Consider the following 18650-nt stretch of genomic DNA (forward strand, 5'->3'; position numbering starts at 1 on the left):
CCTTTTTTCTTTCTGCATTGTAACATTACCAACAATTCCCCTGAACATTACGGGGTCGTTACAGCCCGTATGCGCTGAGCGCCCGACTCTCTGGTAAGGCATGGACAAATCACGGCAGCAACAGTTACTTCGCTGGTTGAAAAGCCAGAGCGGGCATGGCAAGCGCTGGTTAAGGCTTTCGCTGTATCTGGGAATTTTCAGCGCGCTGCTGATCCTGCTGCAGGCCTGGCTGCTCGCCGGGCTGCTGCAATCCCTGATTGTTGAGCAGCACTCCCGCGCGGATCTGATCCCTCACTTTATACTGCTTTTCGGCTGTTTCGCCTTGCGTGCACTGCTGGTCTGGCTACGCGAAAAGGCGGGCTTTGAGTGTGGTAAAGCCATCCGGCAGACACTGCGCAGGACGGTACTTAACCGGCTTGAAGCCCTTGGTCCGGCCTGGATTCAGGGCAAACCGGCAGGAAGCTGGGCCACGCTTCTGCTGGAGCAGATCGAAGATATGCAGGATTACTACTCCCGCTATCTGCCACAGATGCTGCTGGCGGTGATTATCCCCTGCTTTATCCTTATTGCCCTGTTCCCGGTTAACTGGGCAGCAGCGATGATTCTGCTGGCTACCGCGCCGTTAATCCCACTGTTTATGGCCCTGGTGGGTATGGGCGCAGCGGATGCCAATCGCCGTAATTTTCTGGCTCTGGCACGACTCAGCGGGCATTTCCTCGACCGCCTGCGCGGGATGGATACGTTGCGGTTGTTTCATCGCGTGGAGGCTGAAACCCGGGAAATACGTGAAGCCTCAATCGATTTCCGTCAGCGCACCATGGAAGTGCTGCGCCTGGCGTTCCTCTCGTCCGCCGTGCTGGAGTTTTTCGCCTCCATCTCCATTGCCGTGGTGGCCGTCTACTTCGGTTTCTCTTATCTCGGCGAATTGAACTTCGGCCACTACGGCGGCGGCATCACTTTGTTTGCCGGTTTCCTCGCGCTGATACTCGCACCGGAATTCTTCCTGCCTCTCAGGGATCTGGGCGCTTTTTATCACTCGAAAGCGCAGGCTGTGGGTGGCGCAGACTCTCTCGAAGTTTTCCTGACAGAGATGGGTGAGCTGGAAACCCGCCACGGTGAACAGACACCTGAACTGGGCCTCGGTCTGACCATCAGGGCTGCAGAGCTGATGATCGTTTCTCCGCAGGGAGTACCGCTGGCTGGTCCGCTTGATTTCACTTTCCGGCCGGGACAGAGGATTGCGCTGGTAGGCCAGAGCGGCGCAGGAAAAACCTCCCTGCTGAATGCGCTGCTCGGCAACCTCCCCTATCAGGGGTCGCTGCAGGTGAACGGCGTGGAGCTGCGGGATATCCAGCCGGAATACTGGCAGCAGCAGCTGGCCTGGGTCGGGCAGAATCCGCACCTGCCTGCCAGCACGCTGGTCGAAAATATCGCGCTGAATGGCAACCACGATATGCAAAAACTACAGCAGGTCTGTGAGGCTGCCGGGGTCACGGAATTCCTGTCACAGTTGCCAGAGGGTCTGCAGAGCGAAACTGGCGAGATGGCAGCAAACCTGTCAGTGGGGCAGGCACAACGCATCGCCGTTGCAAGGGCATTGTATAAACCCTGCAAGCTCCTGCTGCTGGATGAACCGGGCGCGAGTCTGGACAGCCACAGCGAGCAGCATGTCAATCAGGCCCTGCAGTCAGCCTCTCACCAGCAGAGCACGCTGCTGATCACTCATCAGCTCGATCAGCTGGCGCACTGGGATGAAGTCTGGCTGATGCGTGACGGTAAAATTATTCAGCAGGGTAGCCATCAGCAACTTTCGCAAAGCGCAGGTGCCTTTGCCGATCTGGCATCCCGTCGTCAGGAGACTGTGGAATGAAAACTTTGCTGCCCTTCCTGGCACTCTATCGCCGCCACATATGGCGGCTGGCGCTGGGCGTGGTGCTGGCTGTCGTCACTCTGCTGGCCAGCATCGGTCTGCTGACGTTGTCAGGCTGGTTCCTCGCCGCCTCTTCGCTGGCCGGTGTGGCCGGCCTTTACAGCTTTAACTATATGCTGCCTGCTGCCGGTGTGCGGGGTGCAGCAATCACCCGCACCGCTGCGCGCTATTTCGAACGCCTGGTCAGCCATGATGGTACCTTTCGGGTTCTTGAACATCTGCGGGTCTTTACCTTCAGCAGACTGATGCCGCTCTCTCCGGCCGGACTGACCGCCTTCCGCAAGGGTGACCTGCTGAACAGACTGGTGGCGGATGTGGATACTCTTGATCACCTGTATCTGCGCATCATTTCGCCGCTGATCGGGGCAATGGCGGTCATTCTGGCGGTCACCGTCGGTCTCAGCTGGCTGGACTGGCAGCTGGCCGTCACGCTGGGCGGCCTGCTGCTGCTGACGCTGCTACTGCTGCCACCGATTTTTTATCGCATGGGCCGCCCGGCAGGTATCGCCCTGACCCGTTTGCGCGCTCAGTACCGCAGCCAGTTGACCAGTTGGCTGCATAGCCAGGCCGAGCTGAAACTGTATGGTGCCGCGCCGCGCTTCCGTGCTGAACTGGATAAGACCGAAACGGACTGGCAGCAGGCTCAGCGCGCTCAGGCAAGCCTTGGCGGCCTTTCCCAGGCTTTGTTGTTAATGATTACCGGACTGACTGTCGTGCTGATGCTCTGGCTCAGCGCCAGTGGCGTGGGCCGGGATACACAGCCCGGCGCACTGATTGCGCTGTTTGTGTTCTGCGCCCTGGCCGCCTTCGAAGCGCTGGCACCGGTCGGAGGCGCTTTCCTGCATCTCGGTCAGGTGATGGCCTCGGCAAAGCGGGTCAGCCAGATCGTCAGCCAGCAGCCCGCGGTGGAGTTCCCCACGTCAATGCCACCTGTCGCACAGGGAGCGAAACTTTCCCTTCGTGATGTAAACTTCACCTGGCAAGGTGGCCGAAACGTATTACAGGGGATCTCACTGGATGTCGCGCCTTGTGAGCATATCGCGCTGCTGGGGCGGACTGGCTGTGGTAAATCGACCCTGCTTCAGCTGCTGACCCGCGCCTGGGATCCTGACGCCGGAGAGATAGCACTGAACGGCCAGCCGCTGAAAAGTTGGGATGAAGCCTCGCTGCGGGCTGTCACCAGCGTGGTGACCCAGCGCGTGCATCTATTCAGCAGCACACTGCGGGAAAATCTGCGGCTGGCCTCGGCGGACAGCAGCGATGAACAAATGGCCGCAGTGCTGCGCCAGGTAGGGCTGGAAGCCTTGCTGAATAACGATCAGGGTCTGAATGCCTGGCTGGGTGAAGGTGGCCGTCAGCTCTCCGGTGGTGAATTGCGCCGTCTGGGGCTGGCTCGCGCTCTGCTCCACGGTGGCTCATTGCTGCTGCTTGATGAACCCACGGAAGGACTGGATGCGGAAACCGAGCAGCAAATCCTCCAGTTGCTGCGCCAGGTAGCACAGGATAAAACGCTGGTCATGGTGACGCACCGTCTCCAGGGGCTCAGCCATTTCGACAAAATTTGCATTATGGATAACGGCTGTATTACCGAGCAGGGAAATCACGCCGAATTAATCTCAAAACAAGGGCGTTACTGGTATTTTCACCAGCAGTTTGCGCTATAGTCAAAGGCTCTCGTTTGACAGAGATTTTCACCATGCGTCTGATTCAGCTTTCCAGGGAGTCACTGAACTTTCCGCCGCCGGAGATGGCGCTGCGCGAACCTAACGGCTTGCTGGCTATGGGCGGCGACCTCAGCCCGCCGCGCCTGCTCAGCGCCTACTATCGGGGGATCTTTCCGTGGTTCTCGCCAGGAGATCCGATCCTCTGGTGGTCACCCGATCCTCGTGCGGTGCTCTATCCGGAAAGATTTCATCTCAGCCGCAGTATGAAACGTTTTCATCAGCGTTCTCCCTACTCCGTCACCATGAATCAGAATTTTTATGACGTAATCGAAGGTTGTGCCAGCGATCGTCAGGAAGGAACGTGGATCACCAACGAAGTGAAGCGCGCATGGCTCAAGCTGTTTGAAGCCGGTCACGCACAATCTGTTGAGGTCTGGTTGGGTAACGAGCTGGTCGGAGGGATGTACGGGCTGGCACTGGGGCAGATCTTTTGCGGTGAGTCGATGTTCAGCCGCAGCGAAAATGCCTCTAAAACTGCCCTGCTGGTGTTCAGCCGCTATTTTCAGCAGCAGGGTGGCAGGCTAATCGACTGCCAGGTACTGAACCCGCATACCGCGTCGCTGGGTGCAGAAGAGATTGCCAGAGCGGACTATCTGCAGCAGGTGAATTCACTGGCGCATCAATCTATGGCAGCAGAGTGCTGGCAGCAACAGACCCTTTTTTGATGCTATTTCGCGATGTTTTCCACGCAGACGTGGAGAACAGTGATATAATATGCGCGTTTGGTATGTCGTCCGCCCTTCGCCTCCTGTTACTGGCGAGCCGGGATTGGCCTGGCTGGGAATATTAACGCACCTCGTCTTTCGGTTTTCATTACGCGCAGGAGCGAATGCAGACCCACTCTTAGCCCTCTATTCCCCCACGCTGACGCCATTACTCTACTCAGTTTTAATTTTGAGCTCCTCTGCGCAGAGCACGTACAGAGGGGTTAACGCTGGTGAAATCACCAACAATTCTTTACATAATACTTGAAATTCGGCATTATCTTGCCGGTTCAAAACTAAGGTTGTAACACCTAGAGGATTCGATGGCCAAAGAAGACAATATTGAAATGCAGGGTACCGTACTGGATACGTTACCTAACACCATGTTCCGCGTTGAGTTAGAAAACGGACACGTGGTTACCGCTCACATCTCCGGTAAAATGCGCAAAAACTATATCCGCATCCTGACGGGCGACAAAGTCACTGTAGAGCTGACCCCGTACGACCTGAGCAAAGGCCGCATTGTCTTCCGTAGTCGCTAATATCCTGCCGTGCTGCCGCTGAAAAGCCCGCAGCACCCTAAAAAAAAGGCCGCACACCGTGCGGCCTTTTGCTTTTTCAGGATCCTGATCAGTGGACCGTGCCTTCCGTTTTACGCTTCTCGGCGCTGAGGAAGTGGTAGGTCAGCTCGTTTTTCTCTTTATCGAGAGCCACAGAGACCGATCCACCATCCACCAGTGAACCGAACAGCAGTTCGTTTGCCAGCGGTTTTTTCAGGCTTTCCTGTACGGTACGCGCCATCGGACGGGCACCCATCGCCTTGTCGTAGCCTTTCTCAGCCAGCCAGTCACGAGCGTCATCACTGACTTCCAACGACACGCCTTTCGCATCCAGCTGCGCCTGCAGTTCGACAATAAACTTGTCCACCACCTGATGGATCACCTCGGTATCGAGATGTTTAAACCAGATAATGTTGTCAAGACGGTTGCGGAACTCCGGCGTAAAGATCTTTTTGATCTCTTCCATGGCATCGGTGCTGTTATCCTGCTGGATCAGGCCGATAGATTTACGCTCAGTTTCACGCACGCCAGCGTTGGTCGTCATCACCACCACCACGTTACGGAAATCGGCTTTACGACCATTGTTATCGGTCAACATGCCGTTATCCATTACCTGCAGCAGAAGGTTGAATACGTCCGGATGCGCTTTTTCGATCTCATCAAGCAGCACCACAGAATGCGGGTGTTTGATCACCGCATCAGTCAGCAGCCCGCCCTGATCGAAGCCAACATAACCCGGAGGCGCACCAATCAGACGACTGACGGTATGTCGCTCCATGTACTCTGACATGTCGAAACGCAGCAGCTCGATACCCAGCGCTTTCGCCAGCTGTACGGTCACCTCGGTTTTACCCACGCCGGTCGGACCAGCGAACAGGAAGGAACCGACAGGTTTACGATCCTGACCCAGACCGGCGCGGCTCATTTTGATCGCTTCGGTTAAGGCCTCAATCGCATCATCCTGGCCGAATACCAACATTTTCAGGCGATCGCTTAAGGTCTTCAGCGTGTCGCGGTCGGTGGCAGAAACGCTTTTCTCCGGAATACGCGCAATGCGGGCAACCACGGATTCAATATCTGCTACGTTCACCGTTTTCTTACGCTTGCTGACCGGCATCAGGCGTGCGCGAGCACCCGCCTCATCAATCACGTCAATCGCCTTATCCGGCAGATGACGATCGTTGATGTATTTCACTGCCAGCTCCACGGCTGCACGAACCGCTTTGGCGGTGTAACGTACGTCGTGGTGCGCTTCGTACTTCGGCTTCAGGCCATTGAGGATCTGCACCGTTTCGTCAACAGAAGGTTCGGTAATGTCGATTTTCTGGAAACGACGGGCCAGCGCACGATCTTTTTCAAAGATGTTGCTGAACTCCTGATAGGTGGTGGATCCCATCACACGGATTTTCCCGCTGGAGAGCAGCGGCTTAATCAGGTTTGCAGCATCCACCTGGCCACCGGAGGCGGCACCAGCACCGATAATGGTGTGGATCTCATCAATAAACAGAATGCTGCTGTTATCCTGCTCCAGCTGCTTGAGCAACGCCTTAAAACGTTTTTCGAAATCGCCGCGGTATTTGGTTCCGGCCAGCAGCGAGCCGATGTCCAGCGAGTAAATCGTGGCATCTTTCATCACTTCCGGCACGTCGCCCTGCACGATACGCCAGGCCAGACCTTCCGCAATGGCGGTTTTACCCACGCCTGACTCACCCACCAGCAGCGGGTTATTCTTACGGCGGCGGCAAAGCACCTGAATGGTCCGTTCCAGCTCTTTATCGCGCCCGATCAGGGGATCAATGCCGCCCACACGAGCAAGCTGATTAAGATTGGTGGTGAAGTTTTCCATACGTTCCTCCCCGCCTGCTTGCTCTTCGTTTACCGGGTTTTCAGCCCCTGAAGCCGGGCCGGGTTCATCTTTGCGCGTGCCGTGGGAGATGAAATTCACCACGTCAAGACGGCTGACTTCATGCTTACGCAGCAGATATGCAGCCTGTGACTCCTGCTCACTGAAAATAGCGACCAGCACATTGGCGCCTGCCACTTCGCTGCGGCCGGATGACTGCACGTGGAAAACCGCACGTTGCAGAACACGTTGGAAACTGAGCGTCGGCTGAGTGTCGCGCTCTTCTTCGCTGACCGGCAAGACCGGGGTGGTTTGTTCGATGAAGGCTTCGAGCTCCTGCCGGAGAGCCACGATATCCACCGTACAGGCTTCCAGTGCCTCTCTGGCCGACGGATTACTGAGCAGTGCCAGTAACAGATGCTCGACGGTCATAAATTCATGACGGTGCTCGCGCGCTCTGGCGAAAGCCATGTTTAAACTGAGTTCCAGTTCTTGATTGAGCATAGGCACCTCCCCCAATAGATCGCCTTATTCAGGCTTTTTCCAGCGTACACAGCAACGGATGCTCGTTCTCCCTGGCGTATTTATTTACGTGAGCGACTTTGGTCTCTGCCACTTCGGCAGTGAAAACACCGCAAATCGCCTTTCCCTGGTAGTGGACCGCAAGCATCAGTTGCGTTGCACGTTCAACATCATAAGAAAAGAACTTTTGCAGTACGTCAATAACAAATTCCATAGGTGTATAATCGTCATTGTTAAGAATAACTTTATACATCGAAGGTGGCTTGAGTCCTTCACGGAGTTTGTCATCTGCAAGATGTTCAAAGTTAAGCCAATCGTTAGTGTTTCCCATACGTACCCAATGTGAAAACGTTGCTCGCTTACGCCAGACTAACACTCTTAAGGGTAAGTTTAACACGCCCAAAATGCTGGCCCGCGCCGATGAATTTTTGCTGCAAACTGCCGCTACGCGACCTTCATCACAAAATTTGCAATAGCGTTAACTGCTTCAAATTTTGACGATTTCGTCCCGCTCTCAATGCCCCAATTGCTTGACGCTCTATGCTATTTCTCTACAGTACAGGCATAAGCTGAATGCGTTTTGACCAGCTTAGAGTCACCTCACCCATTTGAATGTCTTGCGAGGGATGTAGAAGCATGGAGACGGGTACTGTTAAATGGTTCAATAATGCCAAGGGCTTCGGCTTTATCTGTCCGGTCGGTGGCGGCGATGATATCTTCGCCCACTACTCAACCATCCAGATGGATGGCTACAGAACGCTGAAAGCCGGGCAGCAAGTCCAGTTTGATGTGCATCAGGGGCCGAAAGGCAATCATGCCAGCCTTATCGTTCCTGTGGAAACGGCGATGGCAGTCAGTGCCTGACCTTTCCTTCACTCATTCTGACCAACCCTTGTGTAAAATGCCAGCCACACCAGCTGGCATTTTTATCATCTCTTTTCACCAACATTAGTAAGATTGGGCTTCGCTGTCATTTTTCAAGCCCGCTCAATTTGAAATTAATCCGCCCTTCTGCGTGCCAGCCACTGCACCGTATCAAACATTGTGCGCAGCAACGGGGGAATGGACCCCACACCCCGCTCTGCGGCTTCCGCCGCAACCGCAATGGCCAGTTCCGGTTTCGAAGAGTGCTGAATGGCTCTGGTAATAATCCGTCTTGCGTTCATCGGCGCATCCGGCGGCAGCCGTGCTGAACGATGATAAACGTCTGAAAATCCCTGCCTGTACAGGAAATGCTCCATATCCAGTGCGGGTAACTGGGTCAGGTGATGCTGTTCATGCTGCTGATGATCTTTCAGCTGGCTGCGGGTGGTGGCGGAGTACTTATTCCCCGCATCATCGCCGTCGGTCAGCACATGCCATTCTATCCCCATCCGCTGGGCAAATTTCAGTAAAGGCCGCAGGCCAGACTGGGCAAATTCAATCACCTTGATGCCCTCTGCGGCAAAGTGAAACCCGCACTGCCGGGCCAGCTCGTTCATCACCCAGACCTCGGTTTCACCTTCCACCAGCAGCCAGCAACGGGCAAATAATGATGAAGGCCGGTTAAAACGGATATGGAAAGCAATACGTCGACTGTCTTCGGCATTCATTCCCGTGGGACCGAGCCGCCATGCCGCCACCCGATCCGCTTCACGCACCAGACGGCAGACGTCCTCAACCGGGACCTGTGACAGCAGCTCACTGGAGTTGGTGGTAGTGATCTTTTGCAGCGGGAGCAGGCTGAGCAGCCCCCAGGCTACCGCCAGCATAATTGGGTGCAGCCGGGTTTCCGGATCCTCAATCAACAATAGCGGGCGCGAAAGAGGGTCTAACTGACAGGTACCCTGTGCCTGAACCAGCAGGGCAAACATCCGCAGCAGGATCAACTGGCGGCTGCGGTTATCATCTCCGGCAATCAGGCGATTCAGGCTATCGAGTGCCCGCCAGCCCTGCCGATCCTGCCGGTGTGCTGGAGGAGTGCGACGCTGCGGCGTTGAAAGCTCAGCCGGCTGTACGGCGAAATAGTGCTCCAGCAGTTGCTGCATGGTCAGCAATCCCTGACGGATAGCCTCATCGGTCAGGTTTTGCGGGCTGGAGGCCAGCTCACGGGTCAGCGTATCAACCTGGGTGACCAGTGGGGCAATATTTTGTTTATTTGCTTCGGAGGAGGCTTCGAGCCTGAGGCGGCGATTAAAACGCGCATCTCGCAGCCGCAGCACCGGATGCAATTTAATCAATTCCCGGGTCAGACTTTCGGTGTTAATTTCGCTGATTATCTCACCTGAGGCAGTCAGAAACTGCCGGCGTGTTTTGACTTTTTCGCCGTCCAGAATTTCACCTTCAGCACGGAAAGTAAGCTGTTTATATCCCGTTGAGCCATCTTGCCAAACCGATCTCAAAGCCTTCAGACGGGATGTCTCTGCTTCACCCTCTTCACTTTCACGAAAGGTAAACTGAATATGCAGCTGGCGCAGCCGTTCCCCCTGTGAGCCAGGCGGAAAATGGAAATCGTGCAGCGCAAAAGAGTAGAGTTCGCCCTGTGGAGCCAGCAGCAATGTCAGGGCATCCAGCAGGCTGGATTTGCCCCAGGCATTCTCGCCTATCAGCACGTTGCCCTGCTCCAGCGGCAGAGAAAGTCTGGGCATTCCGCGGAAGCCGGCAATGGAAATGTGTTCAATGAGCATCAGGTTTTCCCTGTGTTTTTACAGAGAATGGTCGTCCTTTCTCAATGGGTCAAGTTACCGGCCTGAACAGAGCTTTACTCAGATTGAAAATTTCGTCAGGATAGCGCCAAAATGACTTCCACGGACGAACTGCATCATGTACTCAGGACTTCTGATCATCCTTGTGCCGCTTATTGTCGGTTATCTTCTGCCCGCTAAGCGCGTTTCTCTGCAAAAACTGGTCAATAAGCTGCTGAGCTGGATGGTGTATGTGATCCTGTTTTTTATGGGGATCAGCCTGGCCTTCCTTGATAACCTGGCGACCAATCTGCTGGCCATTTTCCACTACTGCCTGATCAGCGCCGCCTGCATCCTTATCTGCAACATGCTGGCACTGCGCCTGCTCGAAGCCAGGTTTCCCTGGCAGCATAATCATCACAAGGAAGCGCTACCCTCCCGGCTGCATATGGCGCTGGAGTCCCTGAAGCTCTGCGGCGTGGTGGTCGGCGGCTTTGTGATTGGCCTCTGCCACTGGCCACCGCTGAAGTTTGCCTCGGAAGCCAGCGAATATGCGCTGTTGTTTCTGCTGTTCCTGGTTGGTCTGCAGCTGCGCGGAAACGGCATGACGCTGCGGCAAATCATCCTGAATCGCCGCGGCCTGATGGTGGCCCTGGTGGTTTTTGTCAGCGCAATGATCGGTGGAGTGATAGCCGCATTTGCACTGGGCCTGCCGTTAAAAACCGGGCTGGCAATGGCCTCGGGCTTTGGCTGGTACTCCCTCTCCGGGATACTGATGACCGAATCCTTCGGGCCCGTGATCGGCAGTGCGGCCTTCTTCAACGATCTGCTGCGTGAACTGCTGGCGATTATGCTGATCCCGGCGCTGATCGCCCATCACCGCTCCAGCGCACTGGGACTGTGCGGCGCAACCTCCATGGACTTTACTCTGCCGGTCCTGCAGCGCAGCGGCGGGATGGAGATTGTGCCTGCAGCTATCGTACACGGCTTTATTCTCAGCCTGGCGGCACCCATTCTGATTGCCCTGTTCTCTTCCTGATCGCTGTTTTTGAGCCTGATCAACTAAGCGGGTGTTTTTTGCGGCACCCGAAACAGCATAGGTATAAAGTTGCATTTTAAATACAACTTATAAAGGTTCAGCATGTTTTGCGTTCAATGTGAGCAAACGATTCGATCTCCCTCTGGTAATGGCTGTTCATATGCTCAGGGCATGTGTGGCAAAACAGCCCAGACTTCCGATTTGCAGGATTTACTGATTGCCGTTCTGCAAGGGCTGTCAGCCTGGGCGCTGGAAGCGCGCGAGCATGACATTGTGGATCATGATATTGACAGCTTCGCTCCCAGGGCTTTTTTTGCCACCCTGACGAATGTGAATTTCGACTCTCAACGCATCGTGGAGTATGCCCGGCAGGCCATCGCTTATCGTGAACAATTGAAAGCGCAGCTGTCTGGCCTCTCACGCGGTCCCCTTCATCCCGCCGCTGAAATTACCCTGCTGAGCAACGACCTGCAGCAGCTTCAGCAGCAGGCCGCCAGCTGGGCGCTGGCACAAGGCGAAACCGATGAAGATATCTTTGGCCTGCGCCTGCTCTGCCTGTACGGCCTGAAAGGGGCGGCGGCCTATATGGAACATGCTCATGTTCATCACCGTTACGATGTGAATATTTATCAGCAATATCATCAGATAATGGCATGGCTGGGCACCTCACCTGACCAGATGGGTGAATTAGTGCAGACCGCAATGGACATTGGCAAAATGAACTTTGCGATTATGGCGATGCTGGATGAAGCACAGACCAGCGTTTACGGCCATCCTCAGCCCGTGTCAGTGAACACCCGCCCCGTGGCTGGCAAAGCCATTCTGATTTCGGGCCACGACCTGAAAGACCTTGAGCTGTTGCTGCAGCAAACGGCAGGCACGGGCGTTAACGTCTACACCCATGGGGAAATGCTGCCCGCTCATGGCTACCCTGAACTGAAAAAATTTCCTCACCTGGTCGCTAACTACGGCAGTGGCTGGCAAAACCAGCAGGAAGAATTCGCCCGCTTCCCCGGGCCGGTGATAATGACCTCTAACTGTATTATCGATCCATTTAGCGGCCATTATCAGGATCGTATCTGGACCCGCAGTATTGTTGGCTGGCCGGGTGTGAATCACCTTGATGGAGAAGATTTTTCCGCCGTTATTGAACAGGCACAGGCGCTCCCGGGCTTTCCCTGGAGTGAAATTCCGCACAAGATTACCGTTGGTTTTGGCCGCCAGGTCCTGCTGGATGCCTCCGACAGCGTGATTGACCTGGTGGCGCAAAACAAACTGCGTCACGTCTTTCTGATTGGGGGTTGCGACGGTAGCCGGGAACAACGCAGTTATTTCACCGATCTGGCTACCGCAGTTCCTGATAACTGTCTGATCCTCACGCTGGCCTGTGGCAAATACCGCTTTCACAAACTTGATTTTGGCACGCTGGAAGGGCTTCCCCGCCTGCTGGATGTTGGTCAGTGCAATGACAGCTATGCAGCCATTACGCTCGCCATCAGGCTGGCGGAAAAGCTTAACTGCGGAGTTAACGACCTGCCTCTTTCACTGGTGCTCTCCTGGTTTGAGCAGAAAGCCATTGTGGTACTGCTGACCCTGCTGTCACTGGGAGTGAAAAATATTCGCGTCGGCCCGACTGCACCGGCCTTCCTGAGTGAAAATGTGCTGGCACTGCTGGAAAAAGAATTTGCCCTGCAGTCGGTGACCACGGTTGAAAACGACCTGCACGCCATCCTGGCCCCATAAGGAGACGGTCATGCAAACTTCCCATTCCCCTATTGGCGAGAGATAAAATCATGTCCACTCATCCACTTTGCCGCTGGCGCATGCAGGTCCATCATGTCCGGCAGGAAACCTCAGACGTCTGGACCATTGCCCTGATCAACGCTGATTTTTACCGCTGGCAGGCAGGACAATTTGCTTTAGTCCAGGTGGCTAACTCCGCTAACCTTCGCGCATATACTCTCTCATCCACACCGGGCCAGAGTGAGTACATTACGCTGACAGTTCGCCATATCGCAGAGGGGCTCGGTTCCGGCTGGCTCACTCAGCATGTCCGGCCTGGCGACTATATATGGCTTTCCGACCCGCAGGGATCCTTCACCTGTGAACAGCACCCGGCCGACAGCTACCTGATGCTGGCTGCAGGCTGTGGTATCACCCCCATTATGTCAATGTGCCGCTGGCTTCGGGCCTGGCAACCTCAGTGCAGCGTCAGTTTGTTGTACAGCGTGCGCTCCGCCAGTGAGGTGATTTTCGCTGAGGAGCTGGCCACGCTCTCCAGCTGGCTAAAGCTGGTAATCATTGCCGAAGATGCTCCAACGGTCGATCTTCCCGCAGGACGAATTACCCGTGAATGGTTACAAAAATGCGTGCCGGATATCAACCAGCGAACGGTAATGATCTGCGGTCCCCAACCATATATGCATCAAATGGATCAATTCGCTCGCGACCTTGGGGCTGAGAATATCTGGCAGGAGAACTTTACCGCGCCCGACGACACCAAAGAGAATGGCAAAGCAGAGATATTCACGCTGCGTTCTTCGGGTCAGGTAAAATCCGCTACCTTCAGCGCTGGCAATACACTCCTTAACGCCATGGAGAAGAACCAGTTCAGCATTGAAGCAGCCTGCCGATCCGGCGTCTGTGGCTGCTGTAAAACACAAATCCTCAGCGGAAGTTATACCACCAGCAGTACCCAGACGCTGAGTGATTCAGAGCAGCAGGCCGGATATGTTCTGGCATGCAGCTGCCTCCCTGTCAGCGATATCATTATTGCCTGATCCTCCTTGGGGCCTGAACGTGCCACGGCCCCATTATCCGTCTCCCATTCCCCCCGGTCTCGACTATGCTTTTCCCAGTCGGTTTTAATTTGGGATAAGACCAGAAAAAAGGAGTCAAGCATGAAGCAAACCGTAGCCGCTCTGGTGGCAAAAACATTAGAAAACGCCGGCGTTAAGCGCATTTGGGGCGTTACCGGGGACTCACTTAATGGCCTGAGCGACAGTCTGAACCGCATGGGCACTATCGAATGGATGCCCACCCGTCACGAAGAGGTGGCCGCTTTTGCCGCAGGAGCCGAGGCGCAGATCAGCGGCGAACTGGCGGTCTGTGCCGGTTCCTGCGGACCGGGCAACCTGCACCTGATTAACGGCCTGTTCGACTGCCATCGCAATAACGTTCCGGTGCTGGCCATTGCCGCGCATATTCCTTCCAGTGAAATAGGCAGCGGCTACTTCCAGGAGACGCATCCGCAGGAGCTGTTCAGGGAGTGCAGCCACTATTGTGAGCTGGTGTCTAATCCTGAACAGTTGCCTCAGGTACTGGGTATTGCCATGCGCAAAGCGATCCTGAATCGCGGCGTTTCAGTGGTCGTTCTGCCTGGCGATGTGGCACTCAAGCTCGCGCCGGAGAATGCCACGGCAAACTGGTATCCTCCGCTGTTGCCGGTAGTGCAGCCACCTTTAGCAGAGCTGGCAAAGCTGGCCGGGCTGCTGAACGGTTCACAAAATATCACCCTGATGTGTGGCAGCGGCTGTGCCGGGGCCCACGATGAAGTGGTGAAACTGGCTCAGACGCTGAAAGCGCCGGTGGTTCATGCCCTGCGCGGCAAGGAACATGTGGAATATGACAATCCCTATGATGTCGGCATGACCGGGTTGATCGGCTTCTCATCCGGTTTCCACGCGATGATGAACGCTGACACGCTGCTGCTGCTGGGTACGCGCTTTCCCTACCGGGCGTTTTATCCGGCAGAGGCAAAAATCATTCAGATTGACCTCGATCCGGGTAGCATCGGAGCGCACAGCCATGTGGATATGGCGCTGATTGGCGATATCAAAACCACGCTAACCGCCCTGCTACCACAGTTGGACATAAAGCAGGATCGCGACTTCCTCGATAAGGCGCTGGAGCACTATGCCGAAGCGCGTAAAGGGCTGGATGACCTGGCTACCGCCAACGACAAACAGCCGATCCACCCGCAGTATGTGGCCCAGCAGCTCAGCCAGTATGCTGACGATGATGCCATCTTTACCTGCGATGTGGGCACACCGACGGTCTGGGCGGCCCGCTACCTGAAAATGAACGGCCAGCGTCGCCTGATCGGTTCGTTCAATCATGGCTCGATGGCGAATGCCATGCCCCAGGCGCTGGGTGCGCAGTCGATTGACCGTCAGCGCCAGGTCGTGGCGATGTGTGGCGACGGCGGATTCAGTATGTTGATGGGGGATTTTCTCTCCGTTGCGCAGCTGAAGCTGCCGGTTAAGCTGGTGGTTTTCAACAACAGCGTGCTGGGCTTCGTCGCCATGGAGATGAAAGCCGGAGGCTACCTGACCGACGGGACCGAGCTGGAAAACCCTGACTTTGCCGCAATTGCCAACGCCTGTGGCGTAAAGGGCATTCGCGTGGAGCGGGCCTCAGAGCTGGATGCCGCCATTCAGCAGGCGCTGGCGCATGATGGCCCGGCACTGATTGATGTGGTGACGGCCGGCGAAGAGCTGGCGATGCCGCCGCAGATTAAAATGGAGCAGGCCAAGGGCTTCAGCCTGTATATGCTGCGCGCCATTATCAGCGGGCGTGGCGACGAAGTTGTCGAACTGGCAAAAACCAACTGGCTGCGGTAAAACATTCTGATGTCTTTTTTTACGGACGCTGCGGCGTCCGTTTTTTATCAAAGGAGTGCAAGAGTGATTGATTTACGCAGTGATACGGTAACCCGCCCGAGTGCCGCCATGCTGTCAGCGATGATGGCTGCTGAAACGGGTGACGACGTATACGGCGATGACCCCACGGTTAACGCACTCGAAGCGAAAGCGGCCAGCCTCAGCGGTAAAGAAGCTGCGCTGTTCTTGCCAACTGGCACCCAGGCCAACCTGATTGCGCTGCTCTGCCACTGCCAGCGTGGTGAGGAATATATCGTTGGCCAGCTGGCGCATAATTACAAATATGAAGCCGGTGGTGCGGCGGTACTGGGCAGCATTCAGCCTCAGCCGATCCTGGCTTCTGCAGACGGCACCCTGCCGCTCGACGTGGTGGCACAGTTTATCAAGCCCGACGATTTCCACTTCGCCATCACTAAGCTGCTGAGCCTGGAAAATACCCATAACGGCAAAGTGCTGCCGCTGAGCTACCTGAAAGAGGCATGGGAGTTCACTCGTGAACGCAAACTGGCGCTGCATGTGGATGGCGCGCGCATTTTTAATGCTGCCGTTGAGCTGGGCGTTGAGCTTGAAGCGTTAACCCGCTACTGCGACACGCTGACCATCTGCCTGTCAAAAGGACTGGGGACACCGGTGGGATCGCTGCTGTGTGGCAGTGAAGAGTATATTCAGCGCGCACGGCGCTGGCGGAAAATGACCGGTGGCGCGATGCGCCAGTCTGGCATCCTGGCCGCCGCCGGGCTGTATGCCCTGGAGCATAATGTGGCCCGCCTCAAAGAGGATCACGACAACGCTGCCTGGCTGGCAAGCCAGCTGAAAAACCTCGGGGTGGACGTCTCCCGTCAGGATACCAATATGGTCTTTGTACGCCTGCCAGAAGCGCAGATTGCCCCGCTGAAGGCGTGGATGCAGGAGAGAGGAATCCTGCTCAGCACCGGTAGTGTGACGCGCCTGGTCACGCATCTGGATGTGGACCGCCCTGCGCTGGAAACACTGGTAGCAGAGTGGAAGGCCTTTTTAGCCGCGCTTTAACGCCATTTGAACCTGGCTACGGGGCGAACATTCCTCCGCAGCCAGGGCAGAGTTCATCGTTATTCAGCCCGTTCCGTATTTCTCCAGCAACGCTTCAGCAATAGCCTCACTCTCCGCATCCGCCAGCCCGCGATAGTCTGCCGGGCGGAAATGCATCTGGAAGGCCGCAATCACCTTCTGCTGCTGCTTCTGCGTCATACCGGGCGTCACTTCATAGCCATAGCGTGCCAGCAGGGTCAGCAAATTGGCCGGATCGGTCAACTGGTCCGGCGCTCTGCACGCCAGGAAGAACCTCACACGGTCCGCATCTGGCCATGCTCCAACACCCTGCTCTGCCAGCCAGTGCCAGGGGAACAGCGGGCCCGGGTCCTGCTTACGCTGCGGCGCAACATCGCTGTGTCCCACCACGTCCTGCGGCAGGATGTTATAGCGCTTTACGATATCGCGGGTCAGCGGCATCAGAGCACCCATTTGTTGGGGAGTAAACGGATACCAGATCAGCCCGCCTGCTGTGCGCTTATATCCCTGATTCTCCAGCTCAATCCCAATGGAAGTATCGTTTATCCGGGTCGCGCCGCGCCAGAAGCTGATCCCGGCATGCCAGGCGAGCTGAGTTTCCGGTACCAGCCGCAGCACCATCGGCTGATTTCCCAGCTGATGCGGCCTGGCCGGGATCAGATAATGCGCGCTGACATTGCGATCGGTCAGGGTTGCCAGCGAACTGGGAAAATCTTCGGCGGTATAATGGATCACCAGAACCTTGACCCGAGGGCGTGCGCCCCATGCGGGGTGGCGCGTGTCTACCACGTAACCCTCATGTTTTTCCAGCCCGGGCGGTGCACAGGCGCTGAGCAGCATCGCCGCTGCCAGAGCGAACAGCAAACGCATCAGCTGCGGGTTTTAACAGCGGTGCCGCTGACGCTGACCATCAGCATGCTGCTGTCTTTACCGACCGTTTCATAATCGATATCAATGCCGACTACCGCATCAGCGCCAAGCGCCTTAGCCTGCTCTTCCAACTCGGCAAAAGCAATCTGCCGGGCTTTTCGCAGCTCTTTTTCATAGGCGCCTGAGCGGCCACCAACGATGTCGCGAATGCCGGCAAAAAAGTCACGAAAGATGTTGGCGCCCAGGATCGCCTCACCGGTCACCACACCGCAATATTCTGCGATCGGCTGGCCTTCGAGGGTGGGAGTGGTTGAAAACTGCATCGTTTTTTCTCCTTTAACAGTTCTTTCCAGATGTAGCCCTTGCGGTCAAGCAGAGCGGCTATACTTTATGCTAAAAAACGCCATCCAGAAACAATAAGGAAATCAAGATGAAATACCAAGCGATTGCTGCGCTGGCTCCGCTGGCGCTGCTGCTGAGCGCCTGTACCACAGTTCAACCCGCCTATAAGGACATCGGCACCCGCATGGGCCCGTGTGTGGATGGCGGCCCGGATTCTGTTGCGCAGCAGTTCTACGATATGCGCATTGAAAATCCTACCCAGGGCCTGCCTGACGCTCAGCAGCTGGCAAAATACCGCCCGTATCTTAGCGACAAACTCTACCAGACCCTGCTGAAAGCCAACAGCGAACAGGATAAAGAAGCGGCACTGGCGCAGGGTGACCTGTTCTCCAGCCTGCCTGCCGGACCGACTTCAGCCAGCGTGGCTGACTCTTCAACTATCCCGAATACCGACGCGCGCAATATCCCGCTGCGGGTGAAGCTGACCCGCGACGGTAGCACACCGGTGAAATGGCAGGATGAAGTGCTGATGGTGCGTGAAGGCACCTGCTGGGCCGTGGACGATGTCCGCTACCTGGGACAGAATCCCCATATCGATGGCGGCTCCCTCAGCCAGCGTCTGCTGAAATAGACCTCCGGTTCGTGTCCTTTTTGAATGAGGGCGCGAACCCGCCCCCTGCCCCAAACCCTGCTGCTATTTAGCTCAACCCGCACGATAATGTGCTAGCCTTTAACTTTTAATCCA

Annotated in this window: 16 protein-coding genes; 11 read left to right on the forward strand and 5 right to left on the reverse strand. The window is 55.9% G+C overall.

Annotated features, from left to right (window positions below; genetic code table 11):
• The first annotated feature begins 100 nt into the window (after positions 1–100).
• From cydD to infA, 4 genes are all read left to right on the forward strand, one after another.
• Positions 101–1870: a cysteine/glutathione ABC transporter permease/ATP-binding protein CydD gene (cydD, locus tag GSQ70_RS14100; RefSeq protein WP_158783124.1), complete on the forward strand. Its 1770-nt coding sequence runs from the start codon at positions 101–103 to the stop codon at positions 1868–1870.
• A complete protein-coding gene (gene cydC, locus GSQ70_RS14105; protein WP_158783125.1) occupies positions 1867–3594 on the forward strand; it encodes a cysteine/glutathione ABC transporter ATP-binding protein/permease CydC in 1728 nt (575 codons plus the stop codon). The genes cydD and cydC overlap by 4 nt, the downstream gene beginning before the upstream one ends.
• A 32-nt stretch (positions 3595–3626) precedes the next feature.
• A complete protein-coding gene (aat, locus tag GSQ70_RS14110; RefSeq protein WP_158783126.1) occupies positions 3627–4319 on the forward strand; it encodes a leucyl/phenylalanyl-tRNA--protein transferase in 693 nt (230 codons plus the stop codon).
• Between the two features lie 362 nt (positions 4320–4681).
• Positions 4682–4900, forward strand: coding sequence for a translation initiation factor IF-1 (gene infA, locus GSQ70_RS14115; RefSeq protein ID WP_002211347.1), 219 nt, complete (start codon positions 4682–4684; stop codon positions 4898–4900).
• Between the two features lie 88 nt (positions 4901–4988).
• Here the strand turns inward: infA and clpA are convergent, their stop codons facing one another.
• Together clpA and clpS are read right to left on the reverse strand one after the other, a co-directional pair.
• Positions 4989–7265 carry an ATP-dependent Clp protease ATP-binding subunit ClpA gene (gene clpA / locus GSQ70_RS14120; RefSeq protein WP_158783127.1) on the reverse strand — a complete coding sequence of 759 codons (2277 nt, stop codon included), beginning with the start codon at positions 7263–7265 and terminating at the stop codon, positions 4989–4991.
• A 28-nt stretch (positions 7266–7293) separates the two neighbouring features.
• Positions 7294–7614 carry an ATP-dependent Clp protease adapter ClpS gene (gene clpS, locus GSQ70_RS14125; RefSeq protein WP_034941207.1) on the reverse strand — a complete coding sequence of 107 codons (321 nt, stop codon included), beginning with the start codon at positions 7612–7614 and terminating at the stop codon, positions 7294–7296.
• Between the two features lie 305 nt (positions 7615–7919).
• On the opposite strand from clpS, the gene cspD reads away from it, so the two are divergent.
• Positions 7920–8147 carry a cold shock-like protein CspD gene (gene cspD / locus GSQ70_RS14130; protein ID WP_158783128.1) on the forward strand — a complete coding sequence of 76 codons (228 nt, stop codon included), beginning with the start codon at positions 7920–7922 and terminating at the stop codon, positions 8145–8147.
• Between the two features lie 134 nt (positions 8148–8281).
• Here the strand turns inward: cspD and GSQ70_RS14135 are convergent, their stop codons facing one another.
• Complete coding sequence (locus GSQ70_RS14135) at positions 8282–9949, reverse strand: ATP-dependent endonuclease (protein WP_158783129.1); 1668 nt, start codon at positions 9947–9949, stop codon at positions 8282–8284.
• A gap of 136 nt (positions 9950–10085) precedes the next feature.
• On the opposite strand from GSQ70_RS14135, the gene GSQ70_RS14140 reads away from it, so the two are divergent.
• From GSQ70_RS14140 to ltaE, 5 genes are all read left to right on the forward strand, one after another.
• Entirely contained in the window at positions 10086–10985 is a 900-nt protein-coding gene (locus tag GSQ70_RS14140) for a lysine exporter LysO family protein (protein ID WP_158783130.1), read from the forward strand.
• Positions 10986–11087: 102 nt separating this feature from the next.
• The gene (gene hcp, locus GSQ70_RS14145; RefSeq protein WP_158783131.1) at positions 11088–12728 is read left to right on the forward strand and encodes a hydroxylamine reductase; all 1641 of its coding nucleotides are present in this window, start codon (positions 11088–11090) and stop codon (positions 12726–12728) included.
• Positions 12729–12778: 50 nt separating this feature from the next.
• On the forward strand, positions 12779–13765 hold the full coding sequence (hcr, locus tag GSQ70_RS14150) for an NADH oxidoreductase (RefSeq protein WP_158783132.1): 987 nt from the start codon (positions 12779–12781) through the stop codon (positions 13763–13765).
• 120 nt (positions 13766–13885) lie between these two features.
• A complete protein-coding gene (poxB, locus tag GSQ70_RS14155) occupies positions 13886–15607 on the forward strand; it encodes a ubiquinone-dependent pyruvate dehydrogenase (protein ID WP_158783133.1) in 1722 nt (573 codons plus the stop codon).
• Between the two features lie 63 nt (positions 15608–15670).
• Complete coding sequence (gene ltaE / locus GSQ70_RS14160) at positions 15671–16675, forward strand: low-specificity L-threonine aldolase (protein ID WP_158783134.1); 1005 nt, start codon at positions 15671–15673, stop codon at positions 16673–16675.
• 63 nt (positions 16676–16738) lie between these two features.
• Here the strand turns inward: ltaE and GSQ70_RS14165 are convergent, their stop codons facing one another.
• Positions 16739–17566: an N-acetylmuramoyl-L-alanine amidase gene (locus tag GSQ70_RS14165; protein WP_199257332.1), complete on the reverse strand. Its 828-nt coding sequence runs from the start codon at positions 17564–17566 to the stop codon at positions 16739–16741.
• Positions 17563–17886 (reverse strand): heavy metal-binding domain-containing protein, encoded by a 324-nt coding sequence (locus tag GSQ70_RS14170; RefSeq protein ID WP_158783136.1) that lies wholly within the window; start codon positions 17884–17886, stop codon positions 17563–17565. The genes GSQ70_RS14165 and GSQ70_RS14170 overlap by 4 nt, the downstream gene beginning before the upstream one ends.
• Positions 17887–17993: 107 nt before the next feature.
• On the opposite strand from GSQ70_RS14170, the gene GSQ70_RS14175 reads away from it, so the two are divergent.
• Complete coding sequence (locus tag GSQ70_RS14175; RefSeq protein WP_158783137.1) at positions 17994–18536, forward strand: lipoprotein; 543 nt, start codon at positions 17994–17996, stop codon at positions 18534–18536.
• Positions 18537–18650 lie beyond the last annotated feature (114 nt).

Source organism: Pantoea sp. BAV 3049 (genome assembly GCF_009765445.1).
Classification (GTDB): Bacteria; Pseudomonadota; Gammaproteobacteria; order Enterobacterales; family Enterobacteriaceae; genus Erwinia.

Excerpts from the sequence above, each read along its gene's own strand:
- cydD (WP_158783124.1), top strand. The coding sequence starts at position 101 with ATGGACAAATCACGGCAGCAACAGTTACTTCGCTGGTTGAAAAGCCAG.
- cydC (WP_158783125.1), top strand. The coding sequence starts at position 1,867 with ATGAAAACTTTGCTGCCCTTCCTGGCACTCTATCGCCGCCACATATGG.
- aat (WP_158783126.1), top strand. The coding sequence starts at position 3,627 with ATGCGTCTGATTCAGCTTTCCAGGGAGTCACTGAACTTTCCGCCGCCG.
- infA (WP_002211347.1), top strand. The coding sequence starts at position 4,682 with ATGGCCAAAGAAGACAATATTGAAATGCAGGGTACCGTACTGGATACG.
- clpA (WP_158783127.1), bottom strand. The coding sequence starts at position 7,265 with ATGCTCAATCAAGAACTGGAACTCAGTTTAAACATGGCTTTCGCCAGA.
- clpS (WP_034941207.1), bottom strand. The coding sequence starts at position 7,614 with ATGGGAAACACTAACGATTGGCTTAACTTTGAACATCTTGCAGATGAC.
- cspD (WP_158783128.1), top strand. The coding sequence starts at position 7,920 with ATGGAGACGGGTACTGTTAAATGGTTCAATAATGCCAAGGGCTTCGGC.
- GSQ70_RS14135 (WP_158783129.1), bottom strand. The coding sequence starts at position 9,949 with ATGCTCATTGAACACATTTCCATTGCCGGCTTCCGCGGAATGCCCAGA.
- GSQ70_RS14140 (WP_158783130.1), top strand. The coding sequence starts at position 10,086 with ATGTACTCAGGACTTCTGATCATCCTTGTGCCGCTTATTGTCGGTTAT.
- hcp (WP_158783131.1), top strand. The coding sequence starts at position 11,088 with ATGTTTTGCGTTCAATGTGAGCAAACGATTCGATCTCCCTCTGGTAAT.
- hcr (WP_158783132.1), top strand. The coding sequence starts at position 12,779 with ATGTCCACTCATCCACTTTGCCGCTGGCGCATGCAGGTCCATCATGTC.
- poxB (WP_158783133.1), top strand. The coding sequence starts at position 13,886 with ATGAAGCAAACCGTAGCCGCTCTGGTGGCAAAAACATTAGAAAACGCC.
- GSQ70_RS14170 (WP_158783136.1), bottom strand. The coding sequence starts at position 17,886 with ATGCAGTTTTCAACCACTCCCACCCTCGAAGGCCAGCCGATCGCAGAA.
- GSQ70_RS14175 (WP_158783137.1), top strand. The coding sequence starts at position 17,994 with ATGAAATACCAAGCGATTGCTGCGCTGGCTCCGCTGGCGCTGCTGCTG.